The 23,810-nt window shown below is 48.8% G+C and carries 13 protein-coding genes; 3 read left to right on the top strand and 10 right to left on the bottom strand.

Annotation, left to right across the window (positions count from 1 at the left end; genetic code table 11):
* Positions 1-12: 12 nt before the first annotated feature.
* The 4 genes from aprB to rpiA form a co-directional block, all read right to left on the bottom strand.
* Entirely contained in the window at positions 13-480 is a 468-nt protein-coding gene (gene aprB, locus OEY58_22070; protein ID MDH5328142.1) for an adenylyl-sulfate reductase subunit beta, read from the bottom strand.
* Positions 481-553: 73 nt separating this feature from the next.
* The gene (gene sat, locus OEY58_22065) at positions 554-1,771 is read right to left on the bottom strand and encodes a sulfate adenylyltransferase (GenBank protein MDH5328141.1); all 1,218 of its coding nucleotides are present in this window, start codon (positions 1,769-1,771) and stop codon (positions 554-556) included.
* A gap of 337 nt (positions 1,772-2,108) precedes the next feature.
* Positions 2,109-2,879, bottom strand: coding sequence for a hypothetical protein (locus tag OEY58_22060; protein ID MDH5328140.1), 771 nt, complete (start codon positions 2,877-2,879; stop codon positions 2,109-2,111).
* Positions 2,880-2,915: 36 nt separating this feature from the next.
* Complete coding sequence (gene rpiA / locus OEY58_22055) at positions 2,916-3,572, bottom strand: ribose-5-phosphate isomerase RpiA (protein ID MDH5328139.1); 657 nt, start codon at positions 3,570-3,572, stop codon at positions 2,916-2,918.
* Between the two features lie 248 nt (positions 3,573-3,820).
* Here rpiA and ilvA point away from each other — a divergent pair, with 248 nt between their 5' ends.
* A complete protein-coding gene (gene ilvA / locus OEY58_22050) occupies positions 3,821-5,332 on the top strand; it encodes a threonine ammonia-lyase, biosynthetic (protein ID MDH5328138.1) in 1,512 nt (503 codons plus the stop codon).
* Between the two features lie 118 nt (positions 5,333-5,450).
* Here the strand turns inward: ilvA and OEY58_22045 are convergent, their stop codons facing one another.
* From OEY58_22045 to OEY58_22030, 4 genes are all read right to left on the bottom strand, one after another.
* The gene (locus OEY58_22045) at positions 5,451-7,154 is read right to left on the bottom strand and encodes a general secretion pathway protein GspF (GenBank protein ID MDH5328137.1); all 1,704 of its coding nucleotides are present in this window, start codon (positions 7,152-7,154) and stop codon (positions 5,451-5,453) included.
* A gap of 37 nt (positions 7,155-7,191) precedes the next feature.
* A complete protein-coding gene (locus tag OEY58_22040) occupies positions 7,192-10,014 on the bottom strand; it encodes a LamG domain-containing protein (GenBank protein ID MDH5328136.1) in 2,823 nt (940 codons plus the stop codon).
* 2 nt (positions 10,015-10,016) lie between these two features.
* Entirely contained in the window at positions 10,017-11,462 is a 1,446-nt protein-coding gene (locus tag OEY58_22035) for a hypothetical protein (protein MDH5328135.1), read from the bottom strand.
* 555 nt (positions 11,463-12,017) lie between these two features.
* A complete protein-coding gene (locus OEY58_22030) occupies positions 12,018-12,305 on the bottom strand; it encodes a hypothetical protein (protein MDH5328134.1) in 288 nt (95 codons plus the stop codon).
* A 274-nt stretch (positions 12,306-12,579) separates the two neighbouring features.
* Here OEY58_22030 and OEY58_22025 point away from each other — a divergent pair, with 274 nt between their 5' ends.
* Positions 12,580-13,038, top strand: a complete 459-nt coding sequence (locus OEY58_22025) for an EVE domain-containing protein (GenBank protein ID MDH5328133.1) — start codon at positions 12,580-12,582, stop codon at positions 13,036-13,038.
* A gap of 139 nt (positions 13,039-13,177) precedes the next feature.
* Complete coding sequence (locus OEY58_22020; GenBank protein MDH5328132.1) at positions 13,178-14,692, top strand: PAS domain S-box protein; 1,515 nt, start codon at positions 13,178-13,180, stop codon at positions 14,690-14,692.
* Between the two features lie 12 nt (positions 14,693-14,704).
* Here OEY58_22020 and OEY58_22015 read toward each other — a convergent pair whose 3' ends face one another.
* Positions 14,705-16,816, bottom strand: coding sequence for a hypothetical protein (locus OEY58_22015; protein ID MDH5328131.1), 2,112 nt, complete (start codon positions 16,814-16,816; stop codon positions 14,705-14,707).
* Between the two features lie 32 nt (positions 16,817-16,848).
* Positions 16,849-23,810 (bottom strand): leucine-rich repeat domain-containing protein (locus tag OEY58_22010; GenBank protein ID MDH5328130.1); only part of this gene is annotated, 6,962 nt, incomplete at its 5' end.

Here is a 23,810-nt window from a genome sequence, read left to right as displayed (position 1 = left end):
CTCCCCTCTACCTTATTTCTTTATTAATTCGCTTGGATCGCCTACGCGATAACCATTGCATTGTACGAAGAAGCCAGGCTCTTCTATTTTGGACATATCGGCCTCAGGCTTGCCACCGTAGGGATCAATAGAGCCCTCTGGGGTAGTACGAATCGGGAATTTGAAACGTTTCATATTGCCGTTACGGAACTTGATGGTCCACATGATGGAATCGGAACCGCGCAAGGGTTGAACGGAACCACCCAAAGGTACAACGTCAGCATAGTGACGAGCTTCGATGGCTTGCTGCGGGCAGATTTTAACGCAGGAATAACATTCCCAGCATTGTTCCGGCTCCTGGTTATAGGCGCGCATGGCATGACCGGTTTCCGAACCGTCTTTGTCCAGCTTCATTAAGTCATGCGGACAAATATACATGCATGCAGTTTTGTCTTGACCCTTGCAGCCGTCGCATTTGTCGGTGCGTACAAAAGTTGGCATTGTTTCTGCTCCTTTCTATAGTGGTTAATTGTTAAGTCTTATAATTATTGGTCTGTAGTAGCTCCACACGGGTCTATTTGCCCGAATGGCCACTCAGCTTCACTTCCACTTTTTCATCGTCGGCAAGACTAGAATAGTATTCGCGAAGGATAGTTAGTACTTCGGGACGGCTGAAATTATCCGGCACTTCCGTCCCCTCGGAAAGTGCTTTACGCAATTTGGTACCGGAAAGTAACAAGCGGTCTGAAGCGTCATGGGGGCAGGTCTTCATTGAAGCCATACCACCGCATTTTTCACACCAGAAGGTCCAATCGATTTTCAGCGGCTGGGTTTCCAGCGAGCCGGCTGGAAGCTCATCAAAAATATGGTGGGCATCAAACGGTCCGTAATAGTCACCCACACCTGCGTGGTCACGCCCTACGATCAAATGGGAACAACCGTAGTTCTGCCGGAATAAGGCATGCAACAAGGCTTCGCGCGGACCGGCATAGCGCATGTCCAAAGGATAGCCTGCTTGAATCACGGTGTTATCCACAAAATATTTGTCGATCAGCGTACCAATGGCCTTGCTGCGCACTTCTGCGGGAATATCGCCCGGTTTGAGCTTACCCAGCAATGAGTGGATCAACACACCGTCCAAAGTCTCAATGGCGATTTTAGCCAGATACTCATGGGATCGATGCATAGGGTTGCGGGTTTGGAACGCAGCAATGGTCGCCCAGCCGCGTTTTTCGAATTCTTCTCGGGTTTTCGCCGGTGTCATGAATTGATCACCGTACTGTTCCGGGAACTCTGCCAGAGACAGGATTTTAACCGGACCGGCAAGGTTGACGTCACCTTGCTCCATAACCATTTTTACACCCGGATGCTCCATATCGGTGGTTTTGTACACCTGCATGCATTCATGGGCTTTGTCGATCTGGTATTTCTCAGTGATGCTCATGGTGGCGAGAATTTCGTCACGCTCCGGATCGTACAGCGCGACATCGTCACCTGCTTTCAAACCATCTGCGGTAGCTTGATCGGTGGACAGGGTAATGGGAATGGGCCAGAACAGGCCATTGGCCATTTTCATCCCGTCACATACGCCTTGCCAATCGGCATGGGTCATAAAACCATCCAGGGGAGTGAATCCACCAATACCCATCATAATCAGGTCGCCCGCTTCTCTGGAAGAGACGGAGACTTTCGTTAGGCTTTGTGCTCGTTTTTGTTCTTGTTCAAGAGCACTACCCTCTAATAACAGAGGTTTTAATTCTTTTGATCCGTGCGGATTTACCAATTTTGACATCGCATTCCCTCTTCCAATATTTACAACCCCTGTCCGTGCAGTTCAGCAAGCAGAGCTTCCAATGCAGACCCTCCACCTTATCCCCTTTTGGAAAAAAAGCAAGGTGGATAAAGTTTCTTCGCCTATAAAAATCCTTTATTGGATTGTCCTGCGCGACTGCTTCGGAATTGCGGTTGTACAACTTTAATATACAAGATGGGCCGCTTTGCGGCACCTGGACGTCCCTAATCACTGACCGATCTTTTACGCCGGGCTTTTGTACCATAGTTTGCTGCGTTTGGGTATCGGTAAGAAACTGAATTTAATTGACACAGTTCACAAAACGATCAATATAGCCTTATTGAAGCCAATTTATCTCCCGCGCTGTTTTATTTCCGACCAGAGCACTATACAAACTCTCCGGTATTTTGCTTTCATGATCCGATATTGGCACTTTACCTCCCATGATTTCAGCGTATTCCTGCGGATGCCTGGGTTGGCGCTCCGGGTCGGCATAACCATCGGGAAACAAAGGTTGACCACTGGATAAATCGTATTTATCACTGGCCCCCACCGTATGCAGAAATTCATGGGCAATAACCACATTATTGGTCGCATCCATGCGGGTACTGGCGTAGGCGTTAACTACACCGATTAAGCCTTTTTCCAGCCCCAGAGAGTGCTCCAAAGTAGAAAATGAGTCCGGATCAAAATACTTAACATAAATGTTTACATCTTCCGGGGGGCCCGCGTATGCCGAATCCACCGTGGCGGACCAATAGCGCAGCTTTAAACTCCAAAGCATGATTTTCAAAACCTGCCGGTCTTTTGGCGGCGGTGGTGGGAACACCTGCAACGGAGGCGCAAGAATCACCTTCACCGGTTGTGCCAGACTCAGTTTGTAGCGCTCCGCCTCATCCTTGAAGAACTGTTCTACATCCTCAAAGTTCTCAAGACCCAGACCCTGAATATATTCCCTGCTGGTTTCACTGCCATCCCCATTGATTGGATGAATCAGCACATACAAAGGGCGATCCCAGTCGGTAGTGCGAATTTTGGTTAAGTAGGTATCCATACCTACAACAAACAAGATAAATAGCAGCAATATAAGACGCAGCTTTCTAAACACCAAAGGCTCCTGCCGTTATGGGTTGACGCATGGGTATCAGGTTAAGGTTTTAACGCCTTCCTCAGTACCCAATAGCAATACGTCGGCCGGACGCTTGGCAAAGAGCCCATTGGTCACAACACCCACAATACTATTAAGCTGGTCTTCCATTTCTACCGGATTTAAGATTTCCAGATTGTGTATATCTAAAATTATGTTGCCATTATCAGTGACAAATCCTTCGCGATATACCGGCTGCCCGCCGAGCTTGACGATCTCTCGCGCCACATAGCTGCGCGCCATGGGGATCACTTCTACCGGTAAAGGAAACTTACCCAGCATGTCCACCAACTTGGAACCATCGGCAATACAGACAAACTTGTCCGCCACGGCAGCGACGATTTTCTCCCGAGTTAAAGCCCCTCCACCGCCTTTGACCAGATGCAGGTATTTATTGGATTCGTCCGCGCCGTCCACATAAACAGCAATCTCGTTGACCATATTCAAATCTTCCACACGAATTCCGTGGCCCCGTAAGCGCTCTGCACTGGCCTCGGAACTGGCTACCGTGGCCTCGATTTTATGTTTAATTTTAGCCAGCTCGTCGATGAAATAATTGGCCGTACTGCCGGTGCCCACGCCCACGATGGTGCCTGCAGGCACATAATCAATGGCCGCGGCGGCCACTGCTTTTTTTAATTCGTCTTGAGTCATTAGGTAATCCCTATTAGCATATTGAAATCAATCGGCTTGGCGACAGAATCTGGCCGAAAGGGCCGATTATAAGCCCCAAGCCTGTACCACTTCCACCAAAACTCTTTCCTGTCCCACGCGGGGCCGGTAACGATAGCGCAAATATCGTGTGCGACTGAAGCTGGTAGCGACCGAGAATGACAAAGCCTTGTTTTAATGTCAAAATTCACTATTAACCTTAAGGTCGATCAATTTACGGTAAAAACCCCATGTTGGATCAGTATGTTAAGAAAATTCTTAATTCGCACGTTTATGACGTCGCCATAGAAACCCCTTTGGAACAAGCCGCCTCATTAAGCCGCCGCTTGGGCAACCGTATTTTAATTAAGCGTGAAGACCTGCAACCGGTGTTTTCCTTCAAGCTACGCGGTGCTTACAACAAAATGGCCGGGCTGGCGCCGGAGCAAAAAAACTGCGGGGTAATTACCGCCTCTGCCGGTAACCATGCCCAAGGTGTGGCCATGGCGGCGCAACGCATGGGGATTCCGTCGCTCATCGTTATGCCCAAAACTACCCCACGCATAAAAGTGGAAGCCGTACGCTCGTTGGGGGGCGAAATCGAGCTGCACGGCAATACCTATGACGATGCCTATGACCGGGCAAAGGTACTGGCTAATGAGCGAGGCATGACGTTTGTTCATCCCTATGACGATCCTGATGTTATTGCCGGACAGGGCACAGTCGCCTTTGAGATACTCAAACAGTACTCCAAACCTATCCACGCTATTTTTGTACCCGTGGGCGGCGGCGGTCTACTGGCCGGCGTGGCCAGTTATGTGAAATATCTGCGCCCGGAGATCAAAATCATTGCTGTGGAACCGGAAGATGCCCCCTGCTTTCACGCAGCTATGCAAGCAGGGAAACGAGTACTGCTGGACCAAGTGGGCATTTTCGCTGATGGTGTTGCCGTACGGCAAATAGGCAAGGAACCCTTTCGGGTGGCGCAGCACAACGTGGATGAAGTACTTTTAGTCAGCACCGACGAAATCTGCGCCGCTATCAAAGATATATTCGACGACACCCGTTCCATTGCCGAACCTGCCGGTGCACTGGGCGTTGCGGGAATTAAAAAATACCTAAGTCAAAATCCCATGCAGGACCAGACACTGGTTGCGATCGACAGCGGCGCTAATATTAATTTTGATCGCCTGCGCCATGTAGCTGAACGCGCTGAAATCGGCGAGCAACGCGAAGCTCTGCTGTGTGCCACCATTGACGAAAAACCGGGCAGCTTTCGTACCTTTTGCGATGTCATCGGCACCCGGGGAATTACCGAATTCAATTATCGTTACGCCGATCCTAAACAAGCCCATATTTTTGTGGGCGTACAACTGCAAAAAGGGTCGGACAAAACAGAATTATTGAAGAAACTGGATACGCTTCGATATCCTGTTGTTGATCTCACTGAAAACGAAATGGCCAAGCTGCACATTCGCTATATGGTGGGCGGGCGATCGGAACAAGTCACGGATGAGCGTCTGTTTCGATTTGAATTCCCGGAGCGTCCCGGAGCGCTGCTGCGCTTTCTAAACCGGCTGGGTGGACGCTGGAACATCAGCCTGTTTCATTATCGCAACCACGGTGCTGCTTACGGCCGCATCCTGGTGGGCATACAAGTGCCCGCGCAAGATAACACCGCTTTTGACAGCTTTCTGGAGGAAGTGGGATACCCCTATTGCGAAGAGAGCGACAACCCAGCTTATCGCTTGTTTTTGAAGTAGCTTGACGATTCAGAAATAAAAAGGGCTGCATTGGCAGCCCTTTTTACGTTGCTTGAGAATTACATGACTACTTAATAGTCGCATAACTACAGAGTCACATAACTACACGGCCCCCTAACTACACAATTGGATTGAAGGCAGTCCATTGCGTCCAATTGGACTGCGGCCCCAACCCGTGGTTGGGAAATGCGGTAGCGAATGCGCTGTCGTTACCACTCAAGGCCATATAGTTTAGCAGGACCATTTCAACCAACAGGTTCACGTTATTGGCGCCCGGCGTGGTGTTGTTGGTTTCCACCGAAGCACTGCTGCGGTAGTAACCCAACTGTTGATGCATAGCCTGCTCCGCCGCAGTGCCGCCTAACAACTGGGGCCTACCCGTGGGGTTATACACCAGAAAGAATGCCGCCGATGTGGATGAGTTATCGCCGGTCCACTCCCCTTTACCACGCCCGTTTGCCGAATCGTCTATGCGACCATTACTGGCCAAAGATCCATCGGTAAACACATACAGCATCAGAGGTTCCTGCAAGCGGTGAGCATATTCCAGGGCTGCCCCCATAGCTTGACCGGCACGAAAATCGCGCAACTCACCGGTGGCTCGGGTACCGTCATGATAATCATACCCCCCCAGAGAAACAGTACCGGCTCCGGCAAACCCTTCGATGACCAGCTTCATTACGGAGGCCGTACTTCTGAAGGTACCGGAATTCATTTCCGACGCAGTAAAAATACTTTGACCACTGGTAATCGAATTGGCTGTCACTGTTGCTAAGTCCTGGCTTGCCGCAGGTGCCCCGTTTGGCTCAGCAACCACCCCGTCACGTGGAGCAAGCTGGGAATTTGAGTTTTGAAAAAAGATGAAGTTATCCTTCTCCGGATCCACTGTATCCGGACCACTAAACTTGCGTACGGTATCTGCTGTTTTCAAATAACCACAGTCCACCAATTCCTGTACGGTCGTATCGAGATCATCGGGCAAAAGCACATTGGGAACCGCATCTTGGGTTGGCTGCATACTGCCGTCCACTCCATCAATTTTCGCCAAACTAATCCGACGAACCGCGTCCATGACTCTGGCTGCTTCCACGTTATCCGGCATCAGCGTACCCAAAGAACCGGTATCCACCAAACCACGAGCATCGCCGGGACTGGCAATACGTGTTGGCCGCTTGGTCAGATCAATCATCATGGCCGGTGACATTGAACGTCCACCGGAGTCGGAGTTTTGGGTTCCAATTAGAGTTGCCAAACCACCATCGGCCCCCGCACGGGCAATGCCGTACATGGGATTGTGGGGGTTATTGGCGGTATCATTATCGGAACGATTGGGAATAATTGCACCATTAACATTAGCGCGGCATTCCGGGGTGGTTTTGGAAATAATTCCTTTCAGAAAGGCGCTGTCAGGATGAAACCCCAAGCCTAACTCCCGGTTGACTCCAACGATGGAAGGCACCTGATCAGAAGGCAAACCCAACTTGTTATAACCGGCAACGCTTAAAAAATCTTCCTGTCCTGCCGGGCCGCCCACCAAAACATTGGAGCCGGTCATATTGGCACCGCCGCCCAAATCAAAGCACATAAACGGTATACCCTTGCGTCCGCCTGCTCCGGCTGTGATACCACAATCCAAAAATGGATCTGTGGTTACCCCCCAGGCTTTGCGCATGGTCAGTGTCATCAGGCTGGGCACCATAACTGCAGCACTGCTGGTGATTAAGCCCGCCCGTAAAAAGTCCCTGCGAGACACCGGACGCTTGTGATCCGAATGCAGAATGGGCTCATCGGGATGATGGTACGCCTTTTTCTTTCTAGCCATAATCTTATCCTCAATTATTCTGTTTCATTTCACAGGGTTATTGGTGTGTCACCACGGCACTGCCCAGCACAGACGTGCACATGGCTTTCACAATTGCACGGGTCCTCACCGAACTCGTACAATCCTGCGTGCCACTAGGCACTGTCGTCTGGCAACTTTGACCGTTTGCTGTCGTTCCATCGGCTCCATAGCCCAACATGTAGTAACCCAAAGCAGTCACTTCATTTTCGATACTCACCGTATCTATACTTGCGGTCGTGTTAACCATCTTCTCAACAATTTTTTGACTGATACCAGGAATAATGGTGGTACGGTTTGCAATCCAATCCGCCACGTTTGAATTGAAAAATCCGGCACTGACATTAAAGTATGTTTCACGGCTATCCGCATTTGCCTCCAGATTGCTGCCTTCCACCCGGTTATCACAGTACATACCAGCCAAACTGGCAATTGCAATCTGATGTGAAGACGCGAAACTAGTCACATTTTCCTCAGCCGGCAGGGCTTCTTTAAGCGATTGATAAGAGGCAACAACAGACGCGGCACCTTGGTTCACTTGAACCAATTGCGCCATGGAGGCGCTGATCTCTGCGAAGGTACGCAACCCCACCACAAAAGTATCGCCCGGCGCATAATTCAGAGGCGGCGCGGCCACCAAGCCCGTATCGCGAACGACTGTTTCATCGGTTCCGGCAAAATGCTCGAACGTTAAAAAGAACTGGTCGGTAGAAGCGCTGATGTGTTTGGAGAAAACGGATCCGGAAACCATACCCGGCGCCAAAGTTGTCAAGTCAACCGGCTCACCGGGAGCGGCTGTGGTGTTCACTGCCAAACGAGCGGGCTTACCGTAGTTATCAAACGCCTGCCCCACTTCCACCTCTTGCCCGTTGATACCGACGCGCATTCCACTGAATTCAAAACTCACAGGATTATTCACATCCGGATTCAAAGTGATGAATTTAGGATCGGCAAACAAATAAGAGTAATCATCAAACTCACTGGCCTGCATCCAAATATAGTAGTTTGGCCGCGGATTATTAGTTCCGGCATAAGCTGGCATAATGTCGTTTACATTGAACAACAAATTATATTTCTGCCCTACACCTGCTTGAAAGTTTTTCTCAATATCCGCCAAAGGCAAGGCTGCCCGATGTATGGCAACGAAGCGGATAATGCCGGCCCAGGGGTTGGAACGGTCGGTATCCGCACCCAGACTTAACAAGTAACGATTCTCCAAATCCCACTGGATTAGGTTATTCCTGGGTGCAGGATCGGGATCGGGAGCAATAGTCACCTGCACTCCGTTGATATAGATTTTTCGCCCTTCCGCTTCCGTGAAGGTAACCACTACGTGCTGCAATGAAGTCTGCAACTTCTCTTCAGCGGCAACGAAATCCGCAGAAGCCATAAACGGCGTCAACCGATTATAAAAACGGTAGTCATCCTGATATTGCGCTAAGGTAAAGTTACGATTCAATCCACCACCGGCCGAGTAAGTGACAATGGGAGCACTCTCGAACATGTCACCACCCTGTTGGCTCAAACTGGCCGGCACCACCCATGCTTCAATGGAATACTCACCACGAGCCACGATGGTATCGTGCAGTTTGCGGCTGGCATCCAAATTGGTACTGCGCACCACGCTACCCGGTTGAATTCGCACCCCATAGGAGTTAATCAACTCAGCAGAACCAAACAATTGCAAATCAATGGCAGGAGCAATACCGCTGGTATCATAGGTGTTACTGGAGAAGCGGCCTTCTTTGAACTCATACTTGGCTATGACATAACGATCGGTACGAGAACCACCACTACTGACCTGGCCATCGTTTAACTCCATGGCCTTACTGATGCGATAGTTGCTGTTGACCGCAGCCACCGGCGTTATCGCTGCCGCCCAGGTTTCAATGGCTGTTCGAATTTCCCCGGCATCGGTTGCGCAAACGTCCCAGCAATTATGGTTTTGCGCCCCTAAACGAAATACCACTCGAGATTGAGTTGAGTCAGTGACAGCAGTACCCACCGGCACGTTCAAATCCACAACCCCGCTGGCAACAACAGCATCATAGGCTGCATTTATATCTGCATCTGCAAAATAGGGAGCTTGCGGTGTGTTGGCAGTAGTGGAACTGTTGTGACATTCAGAACAGTGTGTATCCAGAAGGGTATACAAACCTTGAAAGCGGTTAACATCCTCCGGAGTGCGATCAAAAACTCTTCGGTCAGACACCTCAACGATAGGCGGATCAACCAAAGTCAACTCCGTATTGGTATCCACGGGCAGCGTATCTTCCAATGTTTGACTGCCTGTACCCTGAGTGGCGTCCGCCCAAGCTTGTAACCACGCAGTCATGGTGGCTGCATCGTTAGCACAGGAGGCGGTCCAGCAATTGTGCCCGCTAAGCACCTTAGTCACAAATACAGTGGATCCCGGATCAAACAGACTGTCACTCACCGGAGTCGGCAACATGGAGTTAGCGGAAGCAAAGGCCGTGTTCACGTTTTCGTCGGCAAATGCCCCCTGTATGGTACTTCCCGCCGGGGCGCCCGCGCCCACACCGGTTCGTGAGTGACAGTTGCGACAGCTCAACCCCATAACATTGTTATAAAAGTTATCTTGGAAATATTGTACTTCCACATCGGCGGCAACGGACGTGCGCGTCAACGTTTCCGGAGGCGCATCGTTATTACTCACTTTATCGCAAGCGCCGAGAAAGCCGGCAAGGAACAATACCAAACCCACGTTCGAAAGTCGCTGCAGCCCCCCTCTTTCAACATATTGTTTCATTTTATTTCTCCAAAAACCGGTTTTGACTTCTTGATCCAGTTTGGTTTTTTCTGTGCAATGAATATAGGTCATGATCAATTCCCCCTGCACAGTGGCGCAACTTTGGCGAAGACATTGCGCATATTGTAACTTTCGCTTCTAAACTCGGTGATAATGTTATCCATCGCCACCTCATCAGCCTCCACCGGATTTTGCAGGCAAACATGTTTGTAGACTTTTTCGACCTGGCATTGTGCAAAAGCCTTGGTGCCGGCAATCTCTCTTCCCATAGACGCCGCGCCGTTTCCTTGACCTTGAGCCGCCGGGCTGGCCACCTGATTGAATTCCCAATCCAGCGAAGAATTGGGACCTTCTCGCCAGCGATTCACCCAACCGTCGTGTATGGTTCGATATCCATACGAGAAGTTACCGGCATTAATATGATGTTTGTTGGTTACACCATTGGGGTTATCTACCGCATCCACCGCGGTTACAGTGGCAAAGGCAGTTGCATTGGTTTCGTCAGTAGTTGTGTAGTTTTGTTTAAACAACAACTTCCCCGCACCTTCCAGGGGATTACCGTCACCATCATCTACGGTCATCCACTCCCAGTAAGCGTACGCACCAGCCATGGGATCCATACCGGCATGGCACCCCACACAATTGGTCAAAAAGATTTTGCTGTCGCCGCCGGGACTGCGAGACACATCCTGGCGAACCCGGTCATGGGAACGAGTGGGATCTTTCATTTGTTCCAGGTCACGACACAAATAGTTGATTGCCGTAAAGCGAAACATACGTCGATTGGTTCCTTTGCTGAAAAAGGCCAAGCCTGCAGCTCGCGTGGTTGTAACCCCGGCAATATCAGCCGCAGAAGCCCCTGTAGGCGGCACTCGGGTTCCTCGCTGCAATACCGCAGTATCGCTTAAATCGTGACCTCCGTTACCTAAATCAATATAGTGATTATTATTTTCCTCTGACCAGCCCCTTACACCTGATGCACCTGCTCCGCCTTGGTAGTAAACATTCGTCGACAGAACGGTATCGAAGGGATCTTCGTCGCGGATCATGCCAATAACTAAAGCTACGTAGTCGTTGAGATCGGCATATTTGGTTTGCGCCCGATTGGTCCAGGGAGTGGCGAAATCTCGCAATGATGTACTGTAAAAGGCTTTTCGGGAGGCTGAATTGTCCACAGGGCCTACTGCGGCACACGCAGTAACCGCACCCGCATAACTGGGGATTCTTGCATCGGCGGTCGGATCCAACGACATCACCAAATGGGCCGCTTGTTGCGCACCGTTCGTTTGCCCCAATAAATACTCCATCGCACACAGAACTGCTTCCGTGGGCGGCACCCCCGCCAGACGATCGTGCATCCGTTTGGCCTGCTCCCTTGGCCCTGCAACAACGTTGCTTCCCACCAACACCAGAGTGGCAAATAGTACCCCTCGGCTCACCACCCTCAAGGAAAAAGTGGGTGTGATGGAACGAAAAGGAACAAAAGTTTTGATCTTATTTATACAATTCTCGAATTTCATAACTTTTTCCTATTTTTCCAAATCATGTTCTGATCCAATTATTGATTGTAACTTCAGAGACTTGCGTAGGAACGCAGCTACGCACTCACCAAAATCTGTTAAAAGGGGGGGGAAAATCGAAGAACGAGTAAAAATGGCTTTTCAGCCTAATACCCCCGTCTTACTTGATTGCAAACCAGCTCACACTGATTTCGCTTGGAATTCTAGCTTACGGCTTTACTCCCTCATTAGGATTCACCAACGAATAAAAAACGAGCAATCGCTTGTTCCTTATACACCGAAACTACGTAAGGTGCCACGTCAAGTGGTGCCAAGAGCATGATATTCGAGGAAAAATTCCTGCCTCCCCAAAGACCCCGCTACTTACAGGTCTGAAAAAACAAGCGAGTGGTTACCCACCTCAGTTTTCCATACACAGGACGCGCCAAACGACCATTAATACAACGTAGCTGAACTGAATTTCTAACACCGTGAATCAGTTCCCATTTTGGCAAATTAAATGGCTGCTGGAAAATACATATTACTGAAATTCAGCATCTTACACCGGCCGACTGCCTAGACTTTATACACCTCTACGTTGATTTTGGGTTTAATTTCCGTTGGTAATGGAGAGTCAATAGGGTTAGAGACTTTCAACAAGTCTCCGATTGGAACTTCTTTGACGGTTTTCGATGGTTGTACGGGCGATTCCCCAGGTGCTTTACTATCTACTTTCACACCCACTGCCTTACCGGCGGTTTCACTGTTACTCATACTCTGGGTATAGGAACTAATGACGACTCCTAGACCCACGAAAACCGCGAGCATGGTTAACAAATCTGGTTTTTTCTTAGTTTTATACATTTCTATTTCGTGGAATCGCTAATCTGATATGGTACATGCAGCCTGTGATGCCGGTGGCCTCACTCCTACTTACGATCTTACTCAACTGATGTTACACAATTGGCTTTTACTTAAGTGGCTACCTACGTGCCCCTTTTGATAAGGGAATCTTAATAGTACATAAGATCTATGAAATTGACTAATAGGTAGATTTAATAACTGTTATAATTATTTTTTAATTGAATATAATTATTTAGTATAACACACTTCAACTAAATCTTTGTAGGGAATATCAATGAAGTATTGGTTAATGAAATCCGAACCTGACACCTTCAGTATTGATGATCTGGCCAATCGCCCCGATCAAACCGAACATTGGGATGGGGTTCGGAACTATCAGGCCCGTAATATGATGCGAGACGACATGCGCCCCGGCGACAAAATTTTTTTCTATCATTCGAACTGCAAAGAACCCGGTATTGTGGGCATCGCCAAAGTGGTAAAAGCCGGATACCCTGACTTTACAGCGTTCGATTCACAACAAAAGTATTTCGACCCCAAAAGCGACCCCAACAATCCCCGCTGGTACATGGTAGATGTTCAATTTGTACGCAAACTGAAACGTACCATTACACTTACCGAGCTTAAACAAGCGAATACTCTGGCAGATATGGCTTTGGTTCGCAAAGGAAATCGCTTATCCATTATGCCCGTCACCCAGGAACAATGGTCTATGATATTGACCATGGAATAAACCTTGTTCTTTGTTACACTTTAAGATGAAGTGATGTGGCGGGGAGGCATGTTCTGTGAGTCGTTGGTGTACAAAAAAACTCAGGCGTTGTGCAAACCCATGGTTAAGCCTTAAAGCAACCAACTGACTAGCCGTGAGCATGAGCATCGATATCGACGACACCATCGATAACCTCGAACAGCGCGAGACGCTTTTCCAAGTACTGGCCGAAAGCGCCAATATTGCAATATTTCTGTATCGCAATGAAAAACTCCTGTACGCCAATCCGGCATTAGAAAAATTCACCGGTTACAGCATCGATGAGCTAAAACACAAAAGTGGGCTGGACCTAATGCACCCGGACATCAAGGACTTGATCGCGGACCGTATCCGACGCCGGTTTGCAGGTGAAGAGGTACCCAATAATTACGAAATACAGTTTTTCACCAAATCCGGGGAAATCCGTTGGGCCGATCTTTCTGCCACCCTGGTACACATTGACGGAAAACCTGCGGGTATGGTCACTTGCGTAGATATTACCCAACGCAAACTGGCGGAACAGAAAATTCAAAAATCCGAGCAGGAAATGCGCCATATCCTGGAAAACATGCAGGACACCTATTACCGCACCGATCTCAAAGGGACCATTTGCAAAGTGTCTCCATCCATATCCCAATTGCTGGGTTATAAAATTAAGGATGTGGTGGGCCGAAAAATCAGCGACTTTGATATGGACTGTAGCAACCAAGGTTGTCTGGTTGATTTGCTTAAAAACAACAATGGCACTATCCGGAACTACGAATCGGCTTTACGACACCGAGATGGCAGCGAAGTTTGGGTTTCCAGTAATATGCAATTCTATTACGACGAAAACGGTACCCTCCAGGGAATTGAAGGAACCGCACGAGACGTGACTCAGGTTAAACAGGCCCATGAAGAAGTTCGACGCCACCGCGACAGCCTGGAGGAAAAAGTCACCGAACGCACCCGCGATTTACAAGCTGCAATCCGGGAACTGGAGACCTTCAGTTACTCAGTATCCCATGACTTACGTGCCCCCTTACGCAGCATCGACGGCTTCAGCCAAATGTTGCTGGCCGATTACGCGGACCAAAAAGACGAGCAATTTTCCTACTATCTACAACGGATGCGACTCGGTGCTCAGCGTATGGGGGCCCTTATCGATGATCTACTACAGCTATCCCGCGTTACCAGCAGCGAACTGGAAAAAACCCAAGTAGACTTAAGCCACATCGCTGAAGAAGTATTGGCGTTGCTGATGGAACAACAACCGCATCGACACGTGGATATCCATATTGAAAAAGACTTATGTGTCAACGGTGATGAAATTCTATTACGCCTGGTGATACAGAACTTAATTGGCAATGCCTGGAAATACAGTCAACTCAATCCCGACCTCACTCGCATTGAATTTACGCGGGAACAAACCGATAAAGGCAAAGCCTTTTGTATTCGCGACAACGGTGTGGGTTTTGATATGCAATACGCCGAAAAAATATTCACCCCTTTTCACCGTCTCCACAGCACCGACAAATATGAAGGCAGCGGCATTGGCCTGGCGACCGTTCAACGCATTGTGCAAAGGCATAATGGTGAGGTTTGGGCAGAAGGCACCCCCGGGGAGGGGGCGCGGTTTTGGTTTGTGTTGGATTAGGTTATATCACCGCTAGAATCGAACCAGTGGCAACGCATCGCCCATACTAGATGTATTCATAAGTTTGAATTGGCCGTTACCGGTCTGACCTCTATTACTAGCCCCCCAACATTTTACAGCCCCTGTATCGAACTGAGCACAAGTGTGAGTACGATCGCTGGTTTCCACTGAGATGACATTCCCCAAGCCAACCCCCAAGTCCACCGGCGGCACGCTGACCGGCGCCGTGGACGCCATACCATGACCCAATGCAAAGTCAGAACCACCCCCCCAACAAAGCAACTCATTCCCTGCAGCCACTTGAACCACCGCACAGGTATGCATAGTACTGGCAGACACATCGAGTACAGTGAAGGGCTCGGCGCGTAACACAACCTCAGGCAAAGCCGCCATTAACCCACCAGCACCTCCATCACCTCTATTTGTCGTGTCTGCATATCCCAATTGACGGCTGGAATTGTAACCCCAACATTTCAGCCCTCCTGTATTGAGGATAGCGCATGTATGCCCGTGACCAGCGGATACTTTTACGGCAGGGGCACCCAAACTAATTGCCGACATACTTGCCATTAAGTTGCTTCCACCCAAACCATCGCCGTAGGAAATCGTAGAATTCTGTCCCAATTGTCCATAGAAATTATTTCCCCAGCATTTCACACTACCATCGCTCAAAATCGCACAGGCATGATCGAACCCCAAAGCAATCGAGGAAGCAGGCATGCCCAAGTTCACATTCACAGCCACTACGGTATCGGTCACATCAGCAGCTATATCGTTACCCAATCCTTTTCGCCAACTCCCCCAGCACCTGACGACACTACCAGGCGCCAATATAGCGCAACTAAATGAATCTCCCGTTTCAATCTGCAGCACGGACTCACCGCCAAAATCCAGAGCAGGGAGATTCACTCCCATTTGCGCAGGACTGGTTCCGTAATCGTTTAACGTTCCACGGATTCCCAGATAACCATTAGCATTGTCACCCCAACACTTGGCAGTATTATCTGTCAATAACACGCAGTGATGAGCCCCATATGAGGAGATCTTAGCAACGGAAGCCACCCCTAATTCAATAGGATTCAATGCCTCTATTTCTCCTGGCTCATCTCCGGGTAAAATACCATCTGCACGCCCCAAGGCGCCCGAACTGTTGCTCCCCCAACACTTGACTGTAGTGTCATCCAGCAGAGCACAAGTCGCATCGTCACTGACAGCTAGATCTGTTGCTGTTCTCCCAACGCCTAAATCGATGACTTCACCCGCAGGTACAGAAGCGATACTTACCCCTGGCAAACCCAGAGCACCAGCACCCCAACACTTAACACTCCCATTGGTCAAAATTGCACATGCGTGTGCATTGCCCATCCTCACCAACTGGGGAAATAACTGTGCTGCCCCCCCATTGAAATCTATCGGTAATAGGCCGGCCATGTCACCGGTCGCGCTCCCAATGTGTCCGACTCCATTACCCTGACCAAGAACATCTTGTACCCCCCAACACTTCGCACTTTGAGTAAACCCGTCGCTTAGCACAGCACAACTGGCAAATCCACCCGTCGTCACTTGCACCGGTTCAACTCCTGTACCGAGGAAAACCGGCAGCAGGCCTATCCCCATTTGGCCCGGAAGAACCCCTCTATCTACAGTATCATCTTGCCCCAATTGACCGCGAAAATTTAACCCCCAACACTTGAGCGAGTTAGAGTCGGTATTGACATCGTACAAAATGGCGCAGGTATGACTTCCGCCCGCTGCGATGGCAATAGCAGGCAACCCTCCTAAATCAACAAAACCAAGATTGTCCCCCATATCACCAACATTTCTTCCTTTAGCCGTATCAGAGATTTCCAAGCCAAGCTTGCCGGAGCCATTACTACCCCAACACTTAACATCGCCACCGTTCAGAATTGCACACGTATGAGAGGTACCGGCAGTCACTGCCGTAACGGTCCTACCGACACCCAGCTGAATGGCTTCCAGATTGTCTCCCATTTCACCGGGATCATCACCACGATACACCGTATCTTCCTGTCCTAATTGACCACTGGAATTCAGACCCCAACACTTCACAAGATTGTTATCCATCAAGGCACAAGTATGGTGATCGCCTGCCTGCACATCCATGGCTGTTCTACCAGTACCCAGATCTACCGTTGTTACGCCCGCCCCATTTCTCCAGGCTCATCGCCACGTCGCTCAACTTCACCTGATCCCGTAGCCCCATATCGGTTTGTACCCCAACATTTAATTTGACCCAAACTTGTTAAGGCACACATGTGCTCTCGCCCGGAGGCCAGTTTCGTAATGAAACTTCCATTTAAATCAACAACGGGTAGATTGTCCCCCATTTCATTGTTGCCAAATCCCACATTGGCTATGTAGTTTACGCCTTGCCCCAAATTCCCATTTGCGTTGTCACCCCAGCATTTAACTTGACCGTTCGATAAGCCGCACGTACTCCTTGAGCCTAGACTGACGGACTGGATCGGTTGCAGCAATTCAATACTATAAGGTACGCCCCCGATTTGCTCGCCATTTATTGTAATTGTCACACTATCCAAACCAGAAAGGCCGGCCACATATTCTCCGGTGTAGGTGCCGTTCCCATTGTCAGCAAAACTAAACCCGGCATTGTTTGCACCCGATACTGCTCCCACCACATTCAAACCAGTGGTCGGCAATGGACTACCGGCTGCGTTAGCTGCTTGAACGGTTAAAGACACAACGTTACCCGCTACAAAGATATTGGGTACGCCGAACGACGCACTGGACTGAGAGGCAACCACTGCCGTGTAATCGGTACAATTCACCCCAGGATCTTGGACTATTGGATCAGTCGTTATGTTAGGCGCAGCTATTAATACCTGTAATTCAGAGCAATCCATTAAGGTGTTGCCTACCAAGCTAATAGCAACGGTTGCAGTCAAACTGGCCAGGTCAGCCACACCGGTTAATTGTTGGCTGTTATTTCCATCAAGATATAATGTTTGCAAACTCAAAAAACCAAACGGATTGCCTAACGCACTGACATCAGCGATCCGGTTAGCGGACAAATCCAGACTCCGCAATTGACTCATAGCCACGAGGGGTGACACATCGACGATTTGGTTGGAACTCAACCACAAGTTGTATACATTGAACATAAACGCCAAACCATTAACCCCCGTGATATCAGCAATGCCGTTCGCTGATAAGCCAAGAGACCGTAAATTTGATAAATTCCGAATAGGTGTAACATCTGTTACTGCGTTCCCATCAAGTATCAATTGCCCAAGGTTTGCCATATATTCCAGCCCGTCCAAGATAACAATTTCAGAACCTTGAATGGAATTAGAACAATCTAGATTGGTTACGTCTGAACCCAACAACCAGGCAGGATTAGCCAAACGTTCGGCATTGATGCAAGCTAATAAGTTAGCATCAGGGACCGGAAGCTCATCCAATGCTTCAGTGCACCCCTGCGCCGGTGTTACAGGATCGAAACCGTAGCGTGTATTCAAAACATTCCAATCTGCGCAGGAAATATTAGGGTTATTGAACAATTGCAAACTCCTCAGATAAGGGTAGTTTGTCAATGCAGTAATAAAGGCACTGTCTGGAGCAGTGATATTGTTACTGGATAAACTCAAATAGCGTAATTGTGTCAGACCCGCCAATGGCGACGCATCTTGCACGTTGTTGCCATGAAGATTCAAGTCCACCAACGCAGTCATTGCGGACAAACGACTCACATCTTGCAAACCATTACCCTGTAAATCCAAATACCAGAGCTGCGGTAATGCCGGTAGCGTATCTATTGAAGCAACATTGACTACCTGATACAAAGACAAACTTCTTAGATTGCCAAAACCGGAAACCGGCGCCAGATTGGCGATATTGGTACCGGAAAGATCTAAATAATACAGAGCCGGTAAACCCGATAAATTTGTCACATCAGCTACTGAGGTGCTTCCAATCGACAATTGCAACAAATGCTGTTTTCCGGCTAATGGTGATACATCGGAAATCGACGTATTCCAAAACGAAGCGTACTGCAACCTATGCGCACCGCTCAACCAATCCGCACTGTCAATGCCACTACCCGCGCCATAAACTTCCCGTAGTCTGCCTACATTCATACTCCCCAAGGCTGCCATATTGGAATTTATAAACGTAAGATTTCCGGCATCAGTACCGGTAAAGTCCAAATACAGCAAATCCTTACCGCTAAGTGCTGAAAGATTGCTTAACCCTGCGTTTCCAGACAGGCTCAACTGAGCTAAATTGGATAAGCTCGCCAACGCACTTATGTCATCAACACACCGTTCCAACTTCAACCAGCTGAGAAGAGTGAGATTGGACAGTGGAGAAATATTGAATACACCTCCATTTGGAGATGACAAATCCAAGGTGTTCAGATTTACCAAACTGCCTAATGGCGTCAGGTCGGTATTCGCCTGAATATTATATAGACGCAGATCCGTTAACCCGGTAAATCCCGTGTTGAAAACGGATATATCGTTGACATTGACATTACCTCCAAGTGCCAAGGAAGTTAATTGCGTCAAATTACCCAACCCGGTAGAACTTAGAGAGGCAGGCAGGCTATTGGAGGACAAATCGAGATGACGCAATGATGACAACACAGACAATCCGGACACGTCCCCAATTTGATTGCTATGCAGATACAGTCGCTGTAAATTAGTTAGTGTGGATAGTCCCACTATATCAGTAAGTTGGTTGCTGCCTAAACGCAGCTCTATCAAACCGGTCAGACTACTCAACCCTACAATACCAGACGGACTGGTTATTCCTGTCCCCGTCGCAGCAGTCAGATCCAGACTCTCTAAAGAAACAAGACCGGACAGGTTGCTTACATCAGTAATACTGTTTGAACTAATATTTAGGTACGTGAGCCCCGGCACAGCCGCAGCTATATCGCCAAGTTCTGTAGTTGTCAATGAAGCACTGGCAACAGACAGGCGACTTAAACTGGCTAAATTTGCCAGTTGCCCATAATCGGAGATATTGATACTGGAAATGTCCAGCTCGACAATTCCGTCCAACAAACCAAAACCCGTAAGGCTCTGGAGTTGAGTAATACCACTAGTTCCGAATAGACTCAATTTAGTTAGTAGCGGCATATTGGCTAATGGAGTGAAATCTCTAACGGTATTTACCCCGCCCAGATTCAATTCTTTTAGACTGGTGAATAACTCAATCCCGACCAGACTATCAACGCCTGCGCCGTAACACGTTAGCTGCTCCACTTGCTCCAAAGTTCGCAAATAGTTTTGACGAATAGTGCCCTCCATGCAGCCGCGTAGGGGGACATCAACAATTGACGCCAAATTCGGTAAGGGGTTTCCGCTTAAAACAAACCGTGGGCCACCGCCGGCTGGGATACCGCCCAGCATCACTTCCACAACATCTTCCCCGGCAAGGGTAGCTGTGTAGGTAGCGGTGTAGGTTCCATCACCCTGGTCCGAAAAAACTAAGGTTCCGGGATTTGCTCCTGACACCACACCTTCCAAAGTTGTTAACCCACCTCTATTAACAAGATTACCGGAATCGTCAACAGCCGTGAATGTCACGGTGATATCTGTCCCCGGTAATACCGGATCAGCCAAGGTAGCCACTGTGGACAGTGCAGGTGAAACCACCACATTTGTACAATCGACACCTGCCTCAAATGTAGTCGGCCGCACAATTCCAGGATTATAGGCTGCGATTAGTGCCTGCAAGTCATCGCAAGGTTGACTCAGGTTACGCGTCAGCCAGATAGCATGTAGTGATGGATCGGTCATTAAGCCAAAACTCATCAACGAAGTCAGTCCTTGCAATCGCCTACCGTTGTTACCAGTCAGGCTAAGCCCCAACAACCCCGACAAGCCCCCTGCTGCACTCACATTCTGGATCGAATTGTTGTCCATCCACAGATAGTCCAGATTGGTCAGCCCTTGAATGGATGACATATCCCGAATCATGTTTCCACCCATATACAACTCGGTAAGACTATTCATGAGAACTGGATTCGTCAGAAAATTTGTATCGCTGACAAAGTTTGCTTCTGCATAGAAATGGGTTAGACCTGAACCTATGGCGCTTAAATCACTAATAAAATTATTCGACAGCGATAGGTTAATTGCAGAGTTCAACCCTGCTAAAGGGGACACATCAGATCCCCCGCCCTGCGCGGTGACCCTAAAGACGTGCCAGTCAACATTCAATAACGTAGAAATTGTCATAGGGGAAACTGCGTCGGCAATTGACCCAATCACATCACCATTGTGGTCATAGTAAAAAATACTGTAACCCGTAGCCGAGTTTTGTGGCGGACTCCAACTTAGCGTCACACTGCCGTCATTAGCAATCGCAGACACATTTTGAGGTACCCCCGGCGCCACTTCCATAGGCATTCCATATACCCAGGTTTCGGTAGTCCCTGCTCCCACGCTCTCAATGATAAAATTGTAATAAATACGATTTCTCAATCCGGTAACAGTGACATCACCTCCAAGAACATTCTGCAAATAGCCGGAATCACTGGGATTTCCTGTGGCAGTCCAACGCAAATTGTAGGTAATTCCATTTTCCACATCCCATCTAACCCTGACCTGAGAATCACCCGGAATCGCGGTGGCATTTACTGCCTCATTATTCACTGGAGCGTGAGGCCGAGCACCAATACTCCTGCTATCGCCAATATAATTAGAATCCAACCACAAGGTTTCCAGTTGCGTGTAGTTAGCTAATGGCACCAAATCCGAAATACGATTGAATCCCGCGTAAAGTCGCAACAAGCCTGGCATATAGGGCAACCCAAGGGGATTGGCCAGAGGTACTAAACTGGAAATATTGTTATTGTACATACCCAACTCAATCATGGAGGACTTATCAGACAGTGAGCTTAAGTCTGTAATAAAGTTATAGTGCAGCCACAAATGAGTGAGATTAGTGTTAGCCGAGCCGCTCAGAGCACTTAACTCAGTTAAGTTATTGCCGCTAAGATTCAGCTCAAATAGATCCAGCGTATTAAGCACACTGACATCATGCAATTGATTGGAACGCAAGTACAACTGCCGCAAGCTGTTTATATTTGCAATCGCGGACAAACTGTTTGCAGCCAATGCTGACACCTTAACAAAGTAGGTCTCACCGTTGTTCAAACCCGTGAACGTTTGCGGTGAGGCTACTGATAATCTCTCAATCGGAACACCAGCCTGATCGTATACTCTAACGTCAGCAATGGATAAGTTACTCCATGCAACGGTAATTTCTCCATCACCAGTCTGTACAGTCAGATTTGTGGGTCCATTGAGCGAAGAAACCGATGGCTTCGCCAGCAATGACGTTGTCGTTTTAGTCGCTCCGTTGTCCGCCGTCAAATAAAACTCATAGGTATTCCCATTCAATAAGTTTGTCGTTGGCACTCCGGAAACCGGGGTATCATTGGAACCTACACTATCATAGCTTCGGTCACTGTCCCTCCAACTTAGTCGATAGGTGGTGCTAGCTTCCTCCGTCCAACTCAAAGTTATCTGGCCATCCCCAGACGTTGCCGAAAAATTTAATGGTAGGCCTGGCATTTTAACTTGGGGTACCGCCTTGACACCGGCACTGCGACCGAGTTGATTAATGTTCAAGTCCAGATAAATCAAGTTAGTAAGATTCTCTAAACCATTAATGTCTGTTATTTGATTGTTGTAAAGGTATAAATGCGTCAACCCAGTGAGACTGTCTAACCCTGAAACTGAAGCTACGCTACCAATATCATTAATCGCCAAATCCAACTCTCTCAAATTTGCCAGATTGCGTAATGGAGACACATCGGGTACAGAGTTACCAGACAGTATCAGTGAGGTCAGATTAAACAATTGCTCCACACCCGAAAGATCTGTGATTGGCGTGATCGGCATGGGTATGGAACGATCACGCGAACAATCCAATGCGGTCACTTGATCTTCAAATTCCCACGGCGGAATGGCCGCAGCTGCTTCACGATCCACACAATTTTGCAATTCAGGATCTGCAAACATTCCAGCCAAGGGCTCTCTCACATTAGTTATAGCGACAGTCATGAGTACAGGAACACTGTCATCAGCACCGTCGTTGGCCGTTATCTCCACCTGATACTGATTGGGAGGCGCGACAGTATCGTGCGGGTTTTCATAATCCGGGGCATTGATAAAGTTAAGCTGACTACCGCTAATTGCAAACAGCGCCTGATCGTCACCCCCGGAAATACGGAAGTTGACAGGATGTTCATCCGCATCCGATGCCGCCAATACAGACGCCAGGATGATATTTTCTGCTCTACTCACAATTGCAGGGCTGGTTACCACCGGTGGTGTGTTTGCCACTACAATATTTCCTGAGTTTTGAGAAGTACCACGCAATATCGTGTCTGCGTCCACAGGAGTAACAATCACACTCAGATTGAAGTCACCGGCTATAACATCATATGAATCTAAAATGGCACCCGGTATAGCCGAACCATCTCTATACCACTGAACTTCAGCCGTCGGTGGTGGAATAACTCCATCTGGGTCAACTATTGAATAGATTACCGTTAAGGTATCACCGACTAAAACCTCAAGCCCACCAGCACTTGCAGCGTTAGGAAGTCCACTTCCCCCAACAATGTTAATTGGCAAATCAAATTCCGGAGCATCATTAACTAATGTCACTGTCACGCTGACAACCGCCGTAGCACAAGCCGCGGGAGTAAAGCTGTCGCAGATTTGGTAGGTAAAGCTGTCCGTGCCATTGAAGTTAGCGTTGGGGGTGTAATCCACGGTACCTGCAGCGGCCGGTGTGGCTACGCCATTGGTTGGTGCTACGGTGATGGAGATCGTGGCCGGATCCAGGTTGCCATCGATGTCACTGTCATTAGCTGCCACATTGATATTAACCGGAGTGTCTTCGGCGGTACCGGCAACATCGGCTACCGCAACGGGTGTGTCGTTGACGCCTGTTACCGTCACGGTGACAACGGCTGTGGCACAAGCTGCGGGAGTAAAGCTGTCGCAGATTTGGTAGGTAAAGCTGTCCGTGCCATTGAAGTTAGCGTTGGGGGTGTAATCCACGGTACCTGCAGCGGCCGGTGTGGCTACGCCATTGGTTGGTGCTACGGTGA

This window comes from Gammaproteobacteria bacterium, from assembly GCA_029882975.1.
Classification (GTDB): domain Bacteria; phylum Pseudomonadota; class Gammaproteobacteria; order SZUA-152; family SZUA-152; genus JAJDNG01.
The sequence above is the reverse complement of the archived record's forward strand: the minus strand, read 5'-3'. Positions and strand labels throughout refer to the sequence as shown.